At 44.4% G+C, this 20,085-nt stretch carries 21 protein-coding genes; all 21 read left to right on the forward strand.

What is annotated here, in order from left to right:
* Positions 1-73 precede the first annotated feature (73 nt).
* The 21 genes from J2T19_RS12695 (at position 74) to J2T19_RS12795 (ending at position 19,989) form a co-directional block, all read left to right on the forward strand.
* Complete coding sequence (locus J2T19_RS12695) at positions 74-1,297, forward strand: amidohydrolase (RefSeq protein ID WP_307216182.1); 1,224 nt, start codon at positions 74-76, stop codon at positions 1,295-1,297.
* Positions 1,298-1,490: 193 nt separating this feature from the next.
* Positions 1,491-2,366, forward strand: coding sequence for a GNAT family N-acetyltransferase (locus J2T19_RS12700; RefSeq protein WP_307216184.1), 876 nt, complete (start codon positions 1,491-1,493; stop codon positions 2,364-2,366).
* 39 nt (positions 2,367-2,405) lie between these two features.
* Positions 2,406-2,900, forward strand: coding sequence for a hypothetical protein (locus J2T19_RS12705; RefSeq protein WP_307216186.1), 495 nt, complete (start codon positions 2,406-2,408; stop codon positions 2,898-2,900).
* Positions 2,901-2,905: 5 nt separating this feature from the next.
* Positions 2,906-3,334, forward strand: a complete 429-nt coding sequence (locus tag J2T19_RS12710) for a GNAT family N-acetyltransferase (RefSeq protein ID WP_307216188.1) — start codon at positions 2,906-2,908, stop codon at positions 3,332-3,334.
* 222 nt (positions 3,335-3,556) lie between these two features.
* Positions 3,557-3,832, forward strand: a complete 276-nt coding sequence (locus J2T19_RS12715) for a CD3324 family protein (RefSeq protein WP_307216190.1) — start codon at positions 3,557-3,559, stop codon at positions 3,830-3,832.
* Positions 3,833-3,997: 165 nt separating this feature from the next.
* On the forward strand, positions 3,998-4,546 hold the full coding sequence (locus tag J2T19_RS12720; protein ID WP_307216191.1) for a GNAT family N-acetyltransferase: 549 nt from the start codon (positions 3,998-4,000) through the stop codon (positions 4,544-4,546).
* Between the two features lie 83 nt (positions 4,547-4,629).
* On the forward strand, positions 4,630-5,052 hold the full coding sequence (locus J2T19_RS12725; protein ID WP_307216193.1) for a DUF1801 domain-containing protein: 423 nt from the start codon (positions 4,630-4,632) through the stop codon (positions 5,050-5,052).
* A gap of 472 nt (positions 5,053-5,524) precedes the next feature.
* The gene (locus J2T19_RS12730; RefSeq protein WP_307216195.1) at positions 5,525-6,022 is read left to right on the forward strand and encodes a hypothetical protein; all 498 of its coding nucleotides are present in this window, start codon (positions 5,525-5,527) and stop codon (positions 6,020-6,022) included.
* A gap of 237 nt (positions 6,023-6,259) precedes the next feature.
* Positions 6,260-6,613 (forward strand): hypothetical protein, encoded by a 354-nt coding sequence (locus J2T19_RS12735; RefSeq protein ID WP_307216197.1) that lies wholly within the window; start codon positions 6,260-6,262, stop codon positions 6,611-6,613.
* A gap of 215 nt (positions 6,614-6,828) precedes the next feature.
* On the forward strand, positions 6,829-7,860 hold the full coding sequence (locus J2T19_RS12740; protein ID WP_307216199.1) for an endo-1,4-beta-xylanase: 1,032 nt from the start codon (positions 6,829-6,831) through the stop codon (positions 7,858-7,860).
* A gap of 197 nt (positions 7,861-8,057) precedes the next feature.
* The gene (locus tag J2T19_RS12745; protein WP_307216201.1) at positions 8,058-9,170 is read left to right on the forward strand and encodes a helix-turn-helix domain-containing protein; all 1,113 of its coding nucleotides are present in this window, start codon (positions 8,058-8,060) and stop codon (positions 9,168-9,170) included.
* Between the two features lie 22 nt (positions 9,171-9,192).
* Positions 9,193-10,947, forward strand: coding sequence for a sensor histidine kinase (locus tag J2T19_RS12750; protein ID WP_370874875.1), 1,755 nt, complete (start codon positions 9,193-9,195; stop codon positions 10,945-10,947).
* Positions 10,948-10,958: 11 nt separating this feature from the next.
* Entirely contained in the window at positions 10,959-12,512 is a 1,554-nt protein-coding gene (locus tag J2T19_RS12755) for a response regulator (RefSeq protein WP_307216205.1), read from the forward strand.
* A 138-nt stretch (positions 12,513-12,650) separates the two neighbouring features.
* Positions 12,651-14,312, forward strand: coding sequence for an ABC transporter substrate-binding protein (locus J2T19_RS12760; RefSeq protein ID WP_307216207.1), 1,662 nt, complete (start codon positions 12,651-12,653; stop codon positions 14,310-14,312).
* A gap of 180 nt (positions 14,313-14,492) precedes the next feature.
* Positions 14,493-15,395 carry an ABC transporter permease gene (locus J2T19_RS12765; protein ID WP_307216520.1) on the forward strand — a complete coding sequence of 301 codons (903 nt, stop codon included), beginning with the start codon at positions 14,493-14,495 and terminating at the stop codon, positions 15,393-15,395.
* 13 nt (positions 15,396-15,408) lie between these two features.
* Entirely contained in the window at positions 15,409-16,311 is a 903-nt protein-coding gene (locus J2T19_RS12770) for a carbohydrate ABC transporter permease (protein WP_307216209.1), read from the forward strand.
* A 238-nt stretch (positions 16,312-16,549) separates the two neighbouring features.
* Positions 16,550-16,909, forward strand: a complete 360-nt coding sequence (locus J2T19_RS12775; RefSeq protein ID WP_307216211.1) for a hypothetical protein — start codon at positions 16,550-16,552, stop codon at positions 16,907-16,909.
* A 65-nt stretch (positions 16,910-16,974) separates the two neighbouring features.
* Positions 16,975-17,301 (forward strand): immunity protein TriTu family protein, encoded by a 327-nt coding sequence (locus J2T19_RS12780; RefSeq protein ID WP_307216213.1) that lies wholly within the window; start codon positions 16,975-16,977, stop codon positions 17,299-17,301.
* 128 nt (positions 17,302-17,429) lie between these two features.
* On the forward strand, positions 17,430-18,248 hold the full coding sequence (locus tag J2T19_RS12785; protein ID WP_307216215.1) for a purine-nucleoside phosphorylase: 819 nt from the start codon (positions 17,430-17,432) through the stop codon (positions 18,246-18,248).
* A gap of 237 nt (positions 18,249-18,485) precedes the next feature.
* Entirely contained in the window at positions 18,486-19,409 is a 924-nt protein-coding gene (locus J2T19_RS12790) for a DUF7638 domain-containing protein (protein WP_307216217.1), read from the forward strand.
* A 52-nt stretch (positions 19,410-19,461) separates the two neighbouring features.
* The gene (locus tag J2T19_RS12795; RefSeq protein WP_307216219.1) at positions 19,462-19,989 is read left to right on the forward strand and encodes an SMI1/KNR4 family protein; all 528 of its coding nucleotides are present in this window, start codon (positions 19,462-19,464) and stop codon (positions 19,987-19,989) included.
* The last annotated feature ends 96 nt before the right edge of the window (positions 19,990-20,085 follow it).

Genomic DNA, 20,085 nt, shown 5'->3' on the forward strand with positions numbered 1-20,085 from the left:
TCAATTTCATAATACCTTTAGCTGCTTCAATCAAGGCTAGGTATAGATCAAAACGGTGGGAGTGAAGGGTCATATGTTGAATCAGACTTATTGGTTAACAAACGTAAATTTGGAGCAGAGTTATGTGATGGATGGACAAGAAGTGACCGGAACACGGACAAGCTTATGTCACCTTCGCATTGAGAACGGACTTATTGCAGAGATCATAGGTATTGAAACAGCGCTTCAGAGTGCACTACCCAAATACGATTGTCACGGTCTGTTGTTGCTTCCTTCGTTCGAAGAGGCCCATATTCATCTGGACAAAACATATTACGGAGAGCCGTGGCAGGCGGTTAAGCGCATAGGCAGCATCTTCGAACGGATTGAGGAGGAGCGGCAGTTGCTCCCGAAATTATTGCCTGAAGCTAGAGGTCAGGCAGAGCATATTTTACAGCTTATTCAGCGCTTAGGCTCTACGCATGTAAGGAGTCACTGTAACATTGAGCCAGTGAGTGGACTGAAACGGTTAGAAGCAACCAAACAGGCATTGGATGCATTCTCGGGCAAACTTTCTTCCGAAATTGTCGCTTTTCCACAGCATGGACTTCTTCGCTCTGGTTCTACAGCCTTGATGGATCAGGCTATGGCTGAAGGTGCAACGCATGTAGGTGGACTAGATCCAGCTACTGTGGACGGAGATGTCGAGAGATCGTTGCATGCGATGGTCGAACTGGCTGTCCGTTATCAGGCGGGTATTGATATCCATCTGCATGAACGTGATGAAGCTGGGAAGCAAACGTTGCAACAATTAGTTAAGCTAACTGAACAGGCAGGGCTTCATGGAAAAGTCACGGTGAGTCATGCGTTCTGGTTCGCTCATGCGGACGCGCAGGAGGCGGAAGAGATGGCCATTCAGATGGCATCCCTTGGTATGCGTGTGGCATCTACTGTGCCAATTGGCAGAATGATGATGCCTCTTCCGATGCTTCACCGCCATGGGGTGAAGGTCAAGCTGGGAACCGATAGTTTGACGGATCACTGGTCACCTTTTGGGAATGGGGATCAATTGGAGAAAGCGGGACGTTACGCAGAATTGTACGGATATTCAGATGAGCTTTCCTTGGCTCAATCGCTAGGATTCGTCACGGGTGGCATAACTCCAATCGACGCTCAAGGGAATCAGGTTTGGCCGAAGGTAGGCGATACAGCTAGCTTTATGCTGGTTCACGCGAGTTGTTCCGCCGAGGCGGTTGCTCGAAGAGCCAAACGGCAGACCGTATGGTATGAAGGGCAATTGGTGAGTGGATCAATATAAACTAGACTATTCAATGTTTTGTACGGAGATGGAGTATACATCAGCCACGGGAAACCGTGGTTTTTTTGTTCCATATATTATATGTCCACAAAAGACTATCTGGGTTATGATGGAAGTATATGAAATATTTCAATGAAAGGCAGCTGGAATCTTCGTGAAGACAAAATGATAGATTTAACAAGAGAGGTGCAGCATGCGAGCCAATACACCGTATTGTTTAATCCAAGCAGATCCATCTACATATGCAGCTTACTTCGCCACGTATCGCAAAAATGTCTGGTTCAGACCGAGTTGGTCGGACATTCATTCTATGATGCTTGAAGCAACGGATTGTTACTGGATCTACAGAGCAGAGCAGCGAATCGCGGGAATTTCTTTGGTTGATGATGAGTTAGGTTCCTTATTTATGGTTCCACCGCATACGTTAACGAAGGAAATTGTTGAGTTTCTAAAAAATCATATGATTCTCAAGAAAAGCAAACCTGATCAGTTACATGCCTATAATGTTATGCCTGAACATATTTCGTTATTTGAACATGCTGAATTCAACAGGCTGAGCACGCGGAAATGTATGATCAGGCCTACTGAGCCATTGGAAAATCCTCTGACATCGAAGCTAAAGCGTATTCGACCTGAAAGAGGCCATATGCCCAAACTAGCTGAAATGATGATCGAGGCTTATCGTGGCGGCGTAGAAGAGCAGTCGATGGATCATTGTCAGAATAACCTCGCATATTATTTTGATCATTATGAGCAGGATGAACTGCGCGCTGCTTCTTCTATTTTGGTTGAGCAAGATACAGAGCGTATGATTGGATTCTGTCTTGTAACCTTGTGGGAAGAGTTACCTCTAATTTATGATATCGCTGTGACACCAGCCTATCGATCAGAGGGACTTGGAAGATACTTGTTACAACATGCAATAACGACCTTAGCACCTCTGTATCCTGTCATTCGCCTGTTCGTTACCCAGGGCAATCCCGCCGAGCATTTGTATACTAAAGTGGGCTTCCTATCTGGTGAGGAACTGTCTCATCTCGTATGGTTTGGAAAGAATCATCGAAGTTGATATGACCGAACATATGCTGGTTCAGAGGAGAAACAACTTATGAAAAGAACACGGTCTATACGTAGGATGATCTATGTCGATCAAGAAGGTCAAAGCAGAAGGCGGATACATCTGGCTAGGAAACTCATTGTAGCTCTCTTAACCTCGCTTAGTTTTGCCTTTATTGTGAGTATTCCTTCAGTAAGTGATATGGAAGGCTTCAGAGTCTATATGATCGTAGTTCTGTTATTTGGTACACCGCCTATCTTGCTAATCGGTATCCCAAGCTCTATTCTATTAGACAAGTGGTTAGCCCCGGTACTCAAGAAAAACAAAGTGTACTTCATAGGGATACATGTGATCGCTTATGCGATGGTTGGTTTCCTAGGTACTTATGTATACCTTTTCGCGCTGAATATCGGTAAAGTGATAGAGGTTAGAGAAGTCTTGTTCATGACCTTATATGGGATTATTGCTGCGGTGCTATTTTTCTTCATTGATGTAGGTGTAAAGGTCTTAGTCCAAGCACGAAATGCATATAACGAGCAGAGGTGATGTACATGATTCGAGAAGCTGAGGGTAAGGATGCTATTGCAGTTGAACGACTATATCAAGAATTGTTACCGAATCATTCTGATATTCATGTGTTGCCTGAACGATTGGAAGAGATTCGAATTAACCCGAACAGCTATCTGTTTGTATATGAGGTGGATGGAAGTCTTGTGGGGGCGGCGCATTTACATATTTGTTTGGATGCACTGAGTGGAACGAGACCCTTTGGTGTAGTTGAACGAGTGATCGTGACGCAGGAAATGCAGGGCAGAGGATATGGTTCGAGATTAATGGAGCACCTGGAAGAAGTCTGCAAGGAGAAAAATTGCGTTAAAGTGTTCTTTACGAGCAATGCATTGCGGCAAGACGCACATCAATTTTATGAAAAGTTGGGTTATGATGGCGAAGCAAGTAAGGCATTTAAGAAGTACCTGTAGAAGCGGATTTCGTATCTAGTAGTGTTCGAGAAAGGGGAGATACCATGAAGTTTGTCATAACAGGTTTATCGATCTGCTCTATGCAAAGTCAGTACGTATGAACAACGGCGGTTGTTTGCATAGAGCCTAAACGTTAGATCCGCCTTCATTTTCTGCACGAAAAAAGAGTTCATCGATTGACTTTGCTACCTTAAATATCAATCTTTTTAAGGAGCGAGCCAGATGAAATATACAAATGCTGATTCATTATTACCAGAAGAGTTATTACGAGAGATCCAACGTTATGTGCATGGTGGGGTGATCTATATCCCGAAACGCAAGGATACCTATTCAAAATGGGGAGAACAATCGGGCACCCGGGTTATGCTGAACCTAAGAAATCGCGAAATACGTGAGAAGTTTGCTGAAGGTTCTACGGTAGATCAGCTGGTCGATCAATACGCGTTATCTTCGGACAGTATCAAAAAGATTGTATATTCTCGCAAAAATAAATCGTAAATCATGAAAATCCATGTTAGAGCAACGTCTAATGTGGATTTTTACGTATGTAAAGAATGACTCCTAACCAAGTAGTATCTATTTTTAGCGTTCTAAGTGTCCTTATACTGATACTGAACTATCGCATGCTTAATATACAACTCATATCGAGAGGATGGAACATCAATGAATATTACTATTGAATTAACCAATGAACAAACGAAATTCATCATTAACAATCTGTATCCCATGTACTTGCACGATCTGTCTGAAATCTGGGGATTCAAACCTAACGCCTATGGAATTTTTGAAGAAGATGAGACGAGGACATTGGCAGAGCAAAATAAGGTTTTTGATATCTGGTGGTCGAAGCCAGGCGTACTGTATCCATATTTAATAAGAGTAGAGGGTATCCCAGCAGGATTTGCGTTGGTGGCGACACCACCCTACACACCTCATGGCAGCGACTTCTATATGAATGAATTTTTTATTTTGCGACCATACCGTGGGAAGGGAATTGCTGAACATGCGGCTATTCAGGTGTTGAACCAACACCGAGGCACGTGGGAGGTGCAGACGAATGCAACGGAAATCAATGTTAGGGCCCAGCAATTTTGGAAAAAGACATTGGAGCGATATACACTCGGAATGTACCAACAAGACACACTGGAAGCTGATAAGGATGGAACGAAATTGAAGTTCACCTTAAACAATCAACGGATCAAATTAGGATAATTACGGTAAATCTGTAGTCAATTCGTGTATAATTCATAGGAGTAGATGGGGATGAGTGGAATGAAGGGAGTGAAAATTACGTTATGGTACAACCAAAAACAAAAGAAACCGACGGCAGTGTCATTGAGTTTATTGAACGTGTGGAGAGCCCGAAGAAACGTGAGGATGCGTATCAATTATTAGATATTTATACAGAAACAACGGGATATGAAGCCAAAATGTGGGGGCCGAGTATTATTGGATTCGGCAGCTATCATTATCGATATGAATCAGGACATGAAGGTGATGCACCGCTGGTCGGTTTTTCACCCCGTAAAGCCAAAATCAGTTTATATTTTGCCACAGGAGATACGGAGCGAGAAGCACTATTGAGCAATTTAGGTAAACATACGACTGGCAAAGCGTGTGTATACATTAACAAAGTTGCAGACATTGACGTGCTTGTATTACAAGCGTTGATTACACAGTCGGTGAGTTTCTTGCAGGAAAAGTATCCGAGTCATTAGAGTGATTAGCTACGGCTGAATGACGAGCAGGTCAATAGTTGTAAGCTAATTCTGTAAAGATTGGAGGATATAGAATTGAAGATCAATTATAGAATTTTTAATATATCAACATGGTTAACGGTCTTATCTGTATTGCTCCTTCCTGGAAAAGTATACAACGAAGGAATATCGCGGACAGAATACGGGTTCCCGTTTCGATTCTTTACGCAATATCATCCGGGACATTCAACGGGTCATCCTTGGTTTATGGCAGGAGTATCCATTGGGCTAGGTGCGTTCATTATTAATGTACTGATGATTTATTTCTTCATACACGTTGGTATATACATTAAGAACAGATGGAGTTCATCTCGTGTGGAACAGTAACCGCGAAGCACGCGGTTTTTTCGTTTTTGCGCATAACATGATCACATGAGGAGGGATAACTCAATTTTAAATTCGGGAATTTTCGAGTAGAAAGGATGGAGTTATTATGGAGCAAGCGGCTTATATCTCTGAAAATACGTTACAACTTATATCTCTGCATGATTGTTTGATAAAAGAGGTGGTCGTATCCGGTTCGGATCTAATCTTAACGTTTGGACATATTGATGTGCTCGCAGATCATCCTCTGAATTCGACTGGACTAAGCATGTGCACGGGAGAAGCGAAGCTTCGGTTTGAACATGCCGAGGGTATTACGTCTGTCTTGTATGATACTTCTGAGAGTGCTAAGCAAGACGACCCTGATGCGGAAGAAGACTCTCATCCGAGAGAAGTCGACATGCTAGAGATATTAGAGGATTTTGAAGTGTTACAGCATTCGGAGCAGCTTCACCCGAATGGATATGTACATCGGTTCGAGGGTATTGGATCGGTTAAACACAACACAGATTATGCTTACGTTGTGATTCGTTGTAATCGTGTGACAGTTGAATGGAATGAGTTCACAGATAAAGCTTGGTTCGAAGGTTGGGCTGAAGATAAGTAGAGGGTGTGAGAGAACTAAGCACGCTTGAGAGGGGATCTGAAAGTGTTCTGGATTGGGATTATATTAATTATAGGGTTAGCTGGCATTCTCGGGAATCAACAAGTAGGTTTAAGAAAAATGGAATCTCTTCAAAAATCGCTTGAGGAGATTGAACGTAAACTTGAACGGTAAGAGGAATCCTCAACAACCTGTCCTAAATCCTCATGTCTCGCATAGGTATGGTATAGAGGGAGCGTGATGAGGATGGAACAGAAGGTACGGGATTATTTTGAGTTGAAACAGCAGCAAAAGGAGATCGAGCAACGTCTTTCTGTCCTACGGGATGACATCTTGGGGTACTGCGCAGAGCAAGGTGTGTATGAGACAGAACTTGGTGGGTATGTTGTAAAAACGGTGCTACAGCAGCGGAAGGAATATGATGAGCAGAAGCTATACGCAATTCTTCCCGATCCTGAAATCTGGCGTTTACTGTCCAAGGTGGACAACAACAAGCTCAAGAGTCTACTCAAGCTCAATGTGCTCTCCGAGGAACAGATTAGTTCAGCAGTTACCGTGAAGCCAATCACCTTATTACAGGTGGACAAGCTGTAAGTCACCAGGAAACGAATTAAGTAAATTAAGCGAGTTAAATGAGTTAAGCGCCTTCCACATCCATTGTCGTCTGTAGCGACGAATGAGGAGAGGCGTATTTTTGTATGAACAGACGTTTAGTTCAATCTATGGGGGTAAGAAGTTTAATTTGTTCATAGTAAGCGCATTCATAAACGGATATGATGAAGTTAAAACCTTCCGGGGAGGAATGAAACATGTCGCAAGAGATTCCATCTTTACACTATGCATTCCGAGACAATTTCAAAATTGGTGCCGCTGTTCACACAGGCCTTATACGCACAGAAGGTGATTTCATTGCCCGTCATTATAACAGCATCACTGCAGAGAATCAGATGAAGTTTGAAGAGATCCATCCGGAAGAGGAGCGTTATGCGTTTGAGGCAGGCGATGAAATCGTTGATTTCGCCGTTCGTAACGGAATGTCCGTTCGTGGACATACGTTAGTATGGCATAATCAGACGTCAGATTGGGTTTTTCAAGATCCAGCTGGTGGCACGGCGTCAAGAGAATTATTGCTGTCACGCCTGAAGTCACATATCGATACAGTGGTTGGACGTTACAAAGGTCATATCAGCGCCTGGGATGTTGTTAATGAAGCCATTGAAGATAAAACAGATCTGACGATGCGTGACACCAAGTGGCTTCAGATTCTGGGGGAAGATTATCTGCTGGAAGCGTTCCGTTTAGCTCATGCGGCTGATCCTCAAGCACTGCTATTCTATAACGATTATAATGAGACTGATCCGGTCAAGCGGGAAAAGATTTACGAACTGGTCAAAGGTTTATTGGAAAAGGGAGCACCTATTCATGGGATTGGTATGCAGGGGCACTGGAATATTCATGGTCCATCCATTGAGGATATTCGCATGGCGATCGAACGTTATGCTTCACTGAATGTGCAACTTCACATTACAGAACTGGATCTGTCTGTATTCCGCCATGAAGATCGAAGAACCGATCTGATCGAACCAACCGCTGAGATGATGGAGCTACAGGAACAACGCTATGAAGAGATCTTCCGTCTCTTCCTTGAGTATCAAGCTTCGATTACTTCAGTCACGTTCTGGGGAACATCGGATCACTACACGTGGTTAGACAACTTCCCTGTGCGTGGACGCAAGAACTGGCCTTTCGTATTTGATCAACAGCGACAGCCCAAAGAATCGTTCTGGCGCCTGCTAAACGCTGCAAAAGGCAGTGTACCTACAAGCGAGGGGATTTCTTAAATCGGTGAGTTTCGCATAACGGAGGATACCAATAGCTGTGTTAGAGGTGTTCTGAATAACGGAGGGCCTTACTCATCCAAACCTTATCTAAGGTCGTGGAGGTAAGGCTTTTCAAGATTCCTGTAGAAAAATTTCTATTGTCGCATGGGTCACATAATGCCATACTGGATACAAAAATGGAAATGGAAGGTGGGTTCATGCACAAAGTCATTGTGGCAGATGATGAGCCGTATACACTGGAAGGCTGGAGAACAATGATTGACTGGCAGGCTTGTGGCTACGAATTATGTGGTACGGCGACGGACGGCGAAGAGGCGCTTTCCTTAATCGGTGCGATTGAACCTGATCTGGTGGTAACCGATATTCAAATGCCTGTACTGGACGGTCTAGGATTAATTCGAACGATGCGTGAGGAATTGAAAAATAACGCTAAGATCGTTATTGCTACAGGGTATTCTGAATTTGGTTATGCCAAGCAGGCGATCCAGTACCAAGTTGACGAGTATGTTCTCAAACCGCTGGTCACTGAAGAGATTCATCAGATATTGCTTGAACTCATCCCACCATTAAACCAACGTAGAGACGAGAAAAAGTACACTGGAACCGTTGATCCTGGGAATGAAATGACAACCCACAGATCCATGGGACTAGACACGCCAGAGCATTATGATCATGAAGGGATGCTTTCTTTGTCGAGACAACTGTTGGTGGCCATTGAGGCAGGCGACGTTAGTGAAATCCAAGCTGTAGTCGACAAGATACTATGCTTGATCGTGAGATCGGAAATGTCTCTCAGCCAGGCTCATAGTGTCATCCGATATATGCACGGTGAGTTGCTGCGTAAGTTCAGCGAAAAAAAAGACTGTATGCTGTTGCTCCAGGAGAGAGCATGGCATGAAGCGGAGAGCTGGACATCTGGAAAATTAAAAGGGCTATGCATTCAATTAGCAGAACGTTTATCGCAATCCTTAACCAACAAGTCCACCATGAGAAGTCCTGTAGCCGAAGCGATCGAATATTTGAATGAGCATTATTGCACGAAAATAAAGCTGCAGGATCTTGCCCAGCAAATCCATGTGAATTCGGCTTATCTTGGTCAGCAGTTTAAGCAGGAAGTCGGCGTCAGCTTCAGCGAATATATTCATAGGCTTCGGATTGAGGAAGCGCGTAAATTGCTCCGCCGAACCCATATGAAAATCTCGGATATTGCATCCAAGCTTGGCTATCACGATGCAGAGTATTTTACAGATAAATTTAAAGCGCTTACAGGGGAACTCCCATCTGTCTACAAAAACAAAAGTCAAGGGTGATTACGTGCGAAGAAATAGATGGATGTTTCACAAGGTCAATGATATTCCTCTTCGATCCAAGCTACTGCTGATCTATATCTTCAGCATTCTTCTGCCGGTCATAATCATTAATGTATTCTTCTATCAGCGAACCTCTTCAGATATCAAGATACGAGAAGAAGAAAACTTACGCAAATCAATAGAGCGGGCGGCAGGAGAACTGCTGGGCATGATTGATGAGAGTGTAGCCTTGAGCCGGATTATTGCAGCCGATGACACCTTATATCAGGCGCTCGATCAGACGTATGACTCGCCCGTTGAGTATTATAATCAATATGATGGATTTCTACGTGGCAAGTTGACTCGATATATGTCGGCCAACATTCTGGAGGTTCGCATCTTAACAGATAACGATACCATTCAGACGGGCAGTCATTACGCGGTGATTGGGCAAGGAGAGCAAGATGTTCTAGGATTGGAGCGCTTGAAGGAAACCAAAGGTGGAATTATGGTCGTGGATTATGACGAGGCTGCGGGGTTTAATCCAGGTAGACGCATTAGTGTCATTGGCAAAATGGATACATATACGTCCTATTCAACTTATGCCAAATATTCAAAAATCGATCTGCAGCTCAGTCGAGTGTACAGTATTTTGAATCGAGAAACGAATAGTCTGCAGCTTCGTCTAGTTGATGAGAATAATCGTATTGTGGTGTCCAGCGATCAGTCTCATCAGGATGCAATCCAAAGTTCGTCTTCATCGACAGTTGAGGGGAACTCTAGATATCGATTAGAGCAAACATTAGGTAACCTTGATTATCTGAAGGACTGGAAATTAATAGGGATCGCCAACACAGATCATCTGGATCAGTTATTAGCAGAAGCACGTAACTCGATTTTATGGCTCGCATTAATTAGCACGATTATCCCTTCTGTGCTGATCTATATTATTCTTCGCTCTTATCATTATCGCATTCAGAAGCTGTCCAAACATATGAAGAGAGTGCGCAATGATCGTTTTGATGTGATTGAAATTCAAGAGGGTCGGGATGAGATCGGTGGATTGATCCGTACGTTCAATATGATGGTTGGCAAAATTCATTCTCTCATCAATGATGTCTACAAATTAGAAATCAGACAAAAGGATCTAGAGCTAGATCGAGTTCGAACGGAATTATCGATGCTTCAAAGTCAGATGAATCCCCATTTTTTGTTCAATACATTAAATGCACTACTCGTTGTCAGTACGAAGAATGGTTATACAGAAGTTACTGAAATTATAAAAAGCTTATCGTTGTTAATGCGGCAATTGCTCAGCAGATCGGATAACCTTGTCCCCTTGCAGGAAGAGCTGCAATTCACGTCCCTCTATTTGCAGATTGAGAAGTTTCGGTTTGGTGATCTGTTCAACTATACATTTGAGATCGATCCTGAAGCGGCTTCACTGCGGATTCCACGCATGAGCATTCAGCCCCTGGTTGAAAATGCATGCAAGCACGGGTTACAGGCTCGGAAGGATGGTCGACTGATTCGGGTAACGGCTAGACTGACGAAATCTGGTTTGGATATCCGAGTGATCGACAATGGAGTGGGCATGGATGAGGGGAAACTGAATCAGCTTATGAGGGATGTGCGTTCTGATCGTGTGATGGATGGTCACGTGGGTATTCGTAACGTCTACCGACGGCTTGAGCTTTTTTATGAGGGAGCTGCTATATTCAACATTCGTAGTGGACTAGACGAAGGAACGGAAGCAGGCTTTCTTATTCCATTCTCAATTATGGAAACGAAGGGATAGGAGGAATGAACATGTATAAGGTTCTTCTTGTGGATGATGAACCGTTTGCGATAGAGGGACTACAACTGTTAATTGACTGGGAGAAGCATGGATTCGAAGTCGGTGGGATATGTGCCAACGGGGAGGATGCTATTGATGCCATTTCCCGTGAGCAGCCTGACTTGGTCGTAACCGATATTCGAATGCCGGTCATGAATGGGCTGGAACTCATTGAAGAAGCCCGCCGGCTAGGTCATCGCTCAATATTGTTTGTCATTACGAGTGGATATAGTGACTTCAATTATGCCAGACAGGCGATACGACTCGGGGTATCCCATTATTTGACCAAACCGGTGATCGAGTCCGAAGCGGATGATGTGCTGCAACGGCTGAGAGAAGAATTGGTGCACCGGGAAACGCGCGAGTTAATGTTGAATCAGGCTTATAATCAGCGAACGAAGCAAGCTTTACTTACGTTAGTCATGAACCAAGATCAGGCAGAACTTGGGGATGAGATAGATTGGGTCGTGCATGAGTTGTCTGCTAAAGCACATACGTGGGCCTACTTGATAGTGATGATTCAAGGCGATAGTGCAAGTGCCATACAGGCGATCCAACAATTTATGGATGATGAGCATTGCGGGTACCTGCTGGATGCCGAATGGAGTCCTTATGGCATTGTCTGGGGTGACTGTAGCAACGCTTCTACCAGTTCGGATCAAGACTTACGGCAATTTGCAGAGCGGCTCCTGAACGTTCTAGATCAGCAGGCGGTAGCAAGTCGGGTGCAAATAGCTGTAGGCTGTCCTGTCAGCCAAGTACAAGAATTAACGATCTCTTACCGTGCTGCCGTAGAAGCAGGACGCTTTTTATTTTTTGATGATACACGGCTCCTGTACGCAGAGGACATGAATGAACAGCATTTGCCGTTTGATCCAGATACGTTAATGGAAGCAGACCTCATTATGGAGCTAATCGAAAACGGTTCCGGGGCAGAATTATCGACGTCTGTCTGGCGAGCGTTCGATACATTTAAAGATCAAATGGCTGCACCAGAGCTAGTTCATATTTTTGCAACTCAGATTATGTTTCGCGGACTTTCCCTCTTCAAGGAACTGGGCGGAGAACCGAATACATTGATGCAAGATTCAGCTCTCCATCTCCATGAACGGCGTTATCAGAACATAGAGGAGACAGCCAGAATGCTAGAAGCATTCTGCCTCAAATGCCAATCGGAGATCGGGACGCTGCGAGAACGACGTGTGGGTGGAACCCAGGCTATGGTAGCGGAATACGTCCACAATCATTACAAGGAAACCTTCACGATTAAAGAGCTCGCCGAGCGATTCTATATTCATCCGGTTCATCTGGGGCAATCCTTTATGCGTAAGTATGGCAAAGGGGTGCTGGATGTTGTGCATGATCTGCGAATGGAGGAAGCGAAGCAACAGCTTCGAGAGACCGACCAGGCATTGTATATGATTGCGGAACAAGTAGGTTATCGAAGCTATCAACATTTTCTGAAACAATTTGAGAAAAGGGTGGGTATGAAACCAGCAGAATATAGGCTGCAATCTACGCTTTGAGAGTAATAATGATGACTTGTACATCATGAACATCTGAAATTAAGGGGGGAAGGACCTTAAATTTAACTATTTTGGAAACGCATACATTTCATCATAATAAGACCTGTAAGCAATCCAACTTCCAAGGAGGGGCAATACATGGGGGTCTTGAAGAGGAAAAAATTATGGGGATCCGTTTCACTCGTTCTGGCAATCAGCCTAGCGCTGGTAGGTTGCAGCGGTGAGGAAGCCAAGACAACAACGGTGGACGGCAAGGAAGTTTTGAACATCTCGGCTTTTATTGGTACACCTAACCAGGCGCCGGCTCAGGATAATCGGATATACAAACAAATCGAAGAAGAGCTTGGCGTTAAGCTGAACATGGAATTCCTAGTCGGTGATCTTCAGCAAAAATTGGGGGTTATGATTGCAGGTGGAGATTTCCCCGATCTGATCACAGCAGATACGAAATTGGTTGCGGCTGGTGCCGTTATTCCACTGGAAGAACTGATTGAGGAGCATGCACCTAACCTGAAGAAGCATTACGCTAAAGATTGGGAGCGAATGAAAGATTCCAGCGACGGACATATTTATTGGTTACCAAACTATGGCGTTTATACCGGTGAATTCATTAGTAACTACTATTCTGGTCCTGCCTTCTGGATTCAAAAGGCGGTTCTGAAAGAAGCCGGATATCCAACACCTAAGACGCTAGATGAATATATGAAGCTGATTCGTGATTATGCTGCGAAGCACCCAACAACGGAGGATGGTCAGCCGACCATTGGATTCACCACACTTGCATCCGACTGGAGAACGTTCCCGTTGCTTAATCCACCAGAGCATCTGACGGGTCACCCGAATGATGGCGGTGTTGTCGTAGATGACAACGGCGTGGCAAGTGTATTCGCAGATAAGGATATTTCCAAACGTTATTATAAAGAGCTGAACAGTCTTTATAACGATGGTTTGCTTGATAAGGAAGCTTTTGTACAGAACTATGACCAATACTTGGCCAAAATCTCTTCAGGACGCGTGATTGGCATGTTTGATCAGCACTGGAATTTCCAGCAGGGTGAAGACCCACTCGTAGCTCAGGGTAAAATCAGTCAAACGTATGTCGGCTTACCGCTTGTATACGATACAAGCATTAAGGATCACTATTTAGATCGTCCGGTCATTAACTTGAATAATGGTTTCGGTATTAGTAAAGATGCCAAAGATCCGGTAGCCATCCTCAAGTTCCTTGATGCGCTCATGGATGAGAAGTATCAGAAGCTGCTGTCCTGGGGTGAAGAAGGCGTGGATTACATGGTGAACGAAGAAGGTCGATTCTATCGTACACCAGAGCAGCGTACACAGCAGGAAGACCCAGCTTGGAGACTGGCTAACAAAGCAGAAGGCTTCTACGGTGCAGCGCCGAAAATGGAAGGAACCTTTGAAGATGGGAATGCGATCGGAGCAACGAATCAACCAGAGGAGTTCTATGACGGCTTGAAGCCAGAGGATAAAGAGTTGTTGGATGCTTACGGTTACAAAACATGGAGTGATTTCTTCTCTCCTGCACCTGAGAACCCAGTGTATTATCCAGCATGGCAGGTCGATCTGCAGGAAGGTTCAGATGCTTCGGTTGCGAACAAGCAAATGACGGATACTTCTCTTAAGTTCTTGCCTAGAGCGATCATGTCCAAAGCAGATGAGTTCGATTCCGTATGGAGCGAATATGAGGATGCATACAAGAAAATCGATGTGAAGGCTTATGAAGACCGAATTAACGAGCAATTGCAATGGCGGATTCAGAACTGGACCGTGGAAAAATAGAAAAAGTGAATTAGAGTCTTCCGGAAGGTGTGAATGGCATGCAGGAGCATGCATTACGCAAACCGTACCTTCCGGGGTCTCTTGCTAATCGCTGTAGCCTAATAGGAGGAGTGAAGGATGGCGAACACGCCTAGAGCCATACAGAATCAATCAGCTCCAACCGTTGCTGCCAAGACGTCTATGTTCAAGCGTTTACGTAGCCAGAAACAGCTCATGTTTATGTCTCTACCGATCGTCGCGTATATTCTAGTATTTTCGTACTATCCGATCTGGGGCTGGGTCATGGCTTTTCAGAATTACAGTCCAGCGAAGAGCTTCGCGCAGCAGGAGTGGGTCGGACTTAAGCACTTCAAGTTTCTGCTTACGGACGACGCGTTTCTGAACGTGCTTCGCAATACCATCGCAATGAGCTTAATCAATATGATACTTGGATTTGTGACAGCTATTTTATTTGCGGTGCTACTCAATGAGATCAAAAACAAGCTCTACAAACGGACAATTCAAACGATCTCGTATCTGCCCCATTTTCTATCCTGGATCATCGTTACGGGCATTGTAGCGAGTTCGTTATCGGTAGACGGCGGGATTGTCAATGTTGTGTTGATGAAGCTGGGATTCATTGACGAACCGATTATGTGGCTTAGTGTACCGGAATACTTCTGGGGCATTGTCGGCGCTTCCCATGTGTGGAAAGAGGTCGGTTGGAACGCCATTATTTATCTGGCAGCTATTACATCCATTGACCCTTCGCTCTACGAAGCAGCAGAGATTGATGGAGCGAATCGCTATCAGAAAATGCTGTATGTCACACTGCCTGGAATCAAGTCCATCGTCATTATCTTGCTGATCATGAACATGGGATGGATTCTGGAAGCAGGCTTCGAAGTACAGTACTTACTGGGTAATGGGGTCGTTGTGGACTGGTCTCAGACCATAGATATCTTCGTTCTGAAATACGGCTTGCAGATCGGTAACTATTCACTCGCAACCGCTGCAGGTATATTCAAAACCATTGTCAGTATCACACTGATCTTTGCAGCTAACTCGCTTTCCAAACGCTTCGGTGAGGATCGATTAATATGAGGAGGACATATCGATGGGAATAAACAAGTCTCGGCTTGAGCCGATTGTCTTCCATACGTTAAACGGCGCACTGATGATCTTTATTGCAGTCGTGACCCTGTATCCGTTTCTGAACACCCTTGCCATATCGTTCAATGCAGGTAATGACACGATCCGTGGAGGCATCTATCTATGGCCGCGGGAGTGGACAGCTCAGAATTATCGAGCCGTATTTGCTGGGGGAACCATCTTCCAGGCCTTCGGCATCTCGGTTGCGAGAACCGTGCTAGGCACGGTGATCAGCTTATTTCTGACCTCTATGCTCGCTTACACTCTAAGTCGCAGAGATTATATCCTGCGTAAACCAATTACGATTATTGTTGTACTGACGATGTATTTCAGTGCAGGTCTGATTCCAACCTACTTCCTAATCAAGGATCTGCATTTGCTCAACAACTTCCTAGTGTATATTATTCCGGGTTTGATCAGTGCATTTAACATGATCGTGATTCGGACGTATATTCAGACACTGCCGGAAGGACTAATTGAATCCGCTAAGATTGATGGAGCCGGTGATTTCAGAACGTTTATCTCAATTATTTTGCCGTTATGTCAGCCTGTACTTGCTACGGTGGCGTTGTTCATCGCAGTGGGTCAATGGAACTCATGGTTTGATACGTTCTTGTATGCATCATCCAAGCAGAATCTGAGCACGCTGCAATACGAACTAATGAAGCTGTTATCCTCGTCAATGAATTCCAATAGCAGTGCTGCTGTTGCTAACGGAGCAGATCTCGGGGCAGCTCGGAATATGGTTACACCTGTATCGATTCGCGCGGCCATTACAATCGTAGCAGCTTTGCCAATCTTGGTGGTGTATCCATTCTTGCAGAAGTATTTTGTTCATGGATTACAGCTTGGAGGCGTTAAGGAATAGTGGAGCGTTAACGTGTATATGCAGGTAATTTGAAGAAGCAGTAGCAAAAGAATAGTAGAATGAAACCGGTCATGGGATGACCGGTTTTTTTGAGCTTATGTCGTTTCTGTATTGATTCATGGACGAAGACAGCTCATGCAATTTGGAACAAAAGGGTAGTGAGTGTGTCTCATACATGGATAATATGGTAAAATTTATATGAATGATTATCCTTTCACAGCTCAGGAGGAAACGATTTATGAGAAGAAGAATTTTGCCTATCCTAATGATGTTGCTCTTGTTGGTAGGATGCTCTAGTGATAAGCTATCGCTTCATGGAGAAAGTGCGGATTGGAACGTGAACATTAGTAGTGAAAATAAGAATGGCCCTATAAGCTTCGTAATCCGATATCTAGGGGAAGAAGATCAGCCGAGAAATGTTCATTATCAGTTTGCTGGACAAGTGATTTCACCGAGTGGTTCGATGGAGAAGCTTAATGCTCCTTATAAGGAAATTTCATTTAAGAGGGATTCGAATGATTATGAATCTGAGACGCTTCCGATCCCCGTTCATATTCGGTGGAACCGAGATCAGGAAGAGACGATCTATGTGGAGTAAAATAAACGAAGGTGACCGAGCATATATAGGTCGATATTTTGCATCCGAAGGAGGTGTGTTGTCACTTGCTTCGACATCGTTTCGAACAATGGGTTAAGCGTCGAGCAGTTACGCTGCAATCCGAGCAGATTAGGACGGAACAGGTTCAAAAGGATAATGTAGATGAACGGCTCATACATGATCCTTCCACAGGATTCAGACATGAGTCGAGACTTGCTATGGGCCAAGTGACTGTCTGGGAATCGAGACAGATGGAATATGAGGTCTTGAATATCGAGACGGAAGAACTGATCTTGTGGAAGTATGTGGAGAAGAATGACCGGAATGAAGTTGACTTCGATGAACTCTTGCAGGAATATTTCCAAGCATTGAAGTCGGGGTGCAAACTCTAAATGGATTAGTACAAGTGTCACGGGGAGGTTACTTTGCGAGCTTCCATTTACATCAACTCTGTAGTTGATTACACTTGAGGTATCGTAACTTGTTTACGTAAATTATTATCATCAGGAGGAATCCATCCATGCATCAAACTGAACATATTCAAGAAGCTAGAGATTACATATTAAGCAGAACCAGCTCCAAGCCAACGGTAGGTATGATACTGGGTTCAGGACTTGGCGCTCTCGCAGACGAAATTCAGAACGCAACGGTTATTCCATATAGTGAAATCCCATACTTTGCTAAGTCCGAGGCTGTGGGTCATGCCAACGAATTGGTGATCGGAGAGCTGATGGGCAAAACGGTTGTTGCGATGAAAGGACGTCTTCATTACTATGAAGGCTTTACACTGGAGGAAGTGACGTTCCCGGTACGTATGATGAAAGCATTAGGTGTAGAGCAATTGATTATTACCAATGCTTGTGGCGCGATCAATACAAGCTTTGAACCCGGTCAGCTTATGATCATTACAGATCATATTAACCTGGTGGGTAACAATCCACTGATGGGGCCAAACAATCCAGAACTGGGCACACGTTTCCCAGACTTGTCCCAGGTATACAATCCAGAGCTGCGCAGCATTGCACTTCGTGTCGCAGATGAGCAGAAGGTTAGCTTGCAGCAAGGAGTCTATGCTTGGTGGAGTGGACCGGCTTATGAGACACCAGCGGAGATTCGCATGATTCGTACAATGGGTGCAGATGCAGTAGGGATGTCGACTGTGCCTGAAGCTGTTATTGCGGTTCATGGGGGCATGAAAGTGTTGGGCATTTCTTGTCTCACGAATATGGCCTGCGGTATTCTAGATCAGCCGCTTAATCATGAAGAAGTCATTGAAGTTGCTGCCAAAGTAAAAACAACGTTCACAGGGCTTGTCAAAGGTATACTGCAAGAGATGTAATCGGAAGAGCAGCATCTCTCCTAATATTGTAAGTTGGTGATCATAGGAGCATTGTCCAAGATAGAGCTGAATCTGTCTGGGCAATGCTTTTATGTGCATATTTTTTTTGAAAGTTTACATAAAGGATGAGTCCAATTGCGTAGCAAGATGGGCGGAAGTTCTCTCGTGTTTTCGTTTCTCTTATTGTACAGTTGTAGGATATGGGAACGTGAAGATGATGAAAGTGAGGTACTTTAAGTGCAGAGTATTAGGAGAACAAAACAGATTGAAGGCACAACAACACCTGGCATCATACATAATGGCGGACAGCATTTTCTCATACCCCTGCAAATCTATGAAGACGGCATGATCAATTGCTGGGAACTATGCGATCTGAAAGAGCTGAAGCAGAAAATCGAGTCGTATTGGTTAGGCCCTGATGTACCTGCTGGAGAGACGATCTCCATTCATGGATTGGGTGCTTACCGAGTGGAGCAAGCGGACTGGACACATAACAATAGCAGTTATTATGAACATATCGAGCGTAAGATCAGAGCGCTCAATCCTGAATTTCGTAATATATTCGAAGTCACACCACGTCTCCAACAACAGAGGGAAAATAGAAGAGTATCATATTCGCCTCAAGCGGTTGATTTTGCAGTAGTGCAGGAACTGTTCTATGAGACGATTCAGGGCGATGGCTTCTCTATTTTCATGAAATATGAAGGACAACATTACCTGGTTCATCTGGTGGTATATGAGAATGGTAAAGTGGCGATCTATCAGTTGCCCGAGTATGTCGAGATGGCTATAGATGAATTGGCAACGTGGTTTCGGGATGGAACCTTCTTTACGACGATAGATCGCCCGGTAGCTATTCGGATACTGGATCTGGGCGAAGTGACGTTCTCAGAAGAGCAATATGCCGAGAATGTTGAGGATAAATACAAGGAACTACTGGATATGTATAAGAAATTGACGGGAGAACAGACCACGTTTGAGGCATGTCGATATGCATACCACATGTATCTGGAAGATCCGAGTGAATTCAACCGAGCTGTGATGAAGGAAAAATATGAACGGGTACCCGAGCATCAACGGATGTACTTGGGCGATATGGATAGCCGGGACATGGATTATCAGCGAATTATATATACGCCAGAGGAGAAACGAGAAGTGTAGCCTTTGCATCTCAAGCAGAGGTGACCCATTCATAAGGAGGATGAGGTGTGGAATGAGTAGGCAGGCTGAACAATTGTGGCAACGTATCATTGCCAAAGGGACAAGTGTTGATCCAGGCTTTGAAGTGGCACTTCATCTCCAGCCGGGAGCGACAGAGGCAGATTTTCGTTCTGTAGAGAATGAGTTGGGTGTGATATTGCCAGAAGAGATGAAGGCATTATACCGAATCCATGATGGACAGATATGGGACATCGGCGGTGCTGCTTTTGTCCGAAACCTAACGCTAACCCCTCTTGCGCAAGTGAAGGAGAATTGGGCTTTTCTTCAGGATGAATTCGAACCCGATGAGTTGGAACCTGACATTGATGATGCGATTAAACCATTGCTCTGGAACGCCAAATGGGTTCCTATTGCCGAGAATGGTGGGGGAGATTATCTATGTCTGGACACGGATCCTGCATCTTCGGGAAATGTGGGACAGGTTCTGTATTTCTGGCATGATTGGGGTAAACGTTCAGTTGAGGCTCCGGGATTATTTGCTTTTTTGGAGCTATGTTTAGAGGAAGAGGACGATGATTAGAACTCTCGGATTGCAACACTTTGAAACACCAAAACACTTAAAGCGTCGTCCTTGGAAGGAAACATTTAAGTGTTTTTAATGTGTTTATCGCCTTGT

Source organism: Paenibacillus tundrae (assembly GCF_030812775.1).
Lineage (GTDB): Bacteria > Bacillota > Bacilli > Paenibacillales > Paenibacillaceae > Paenibacillus > Paenibacillus tundrae_A.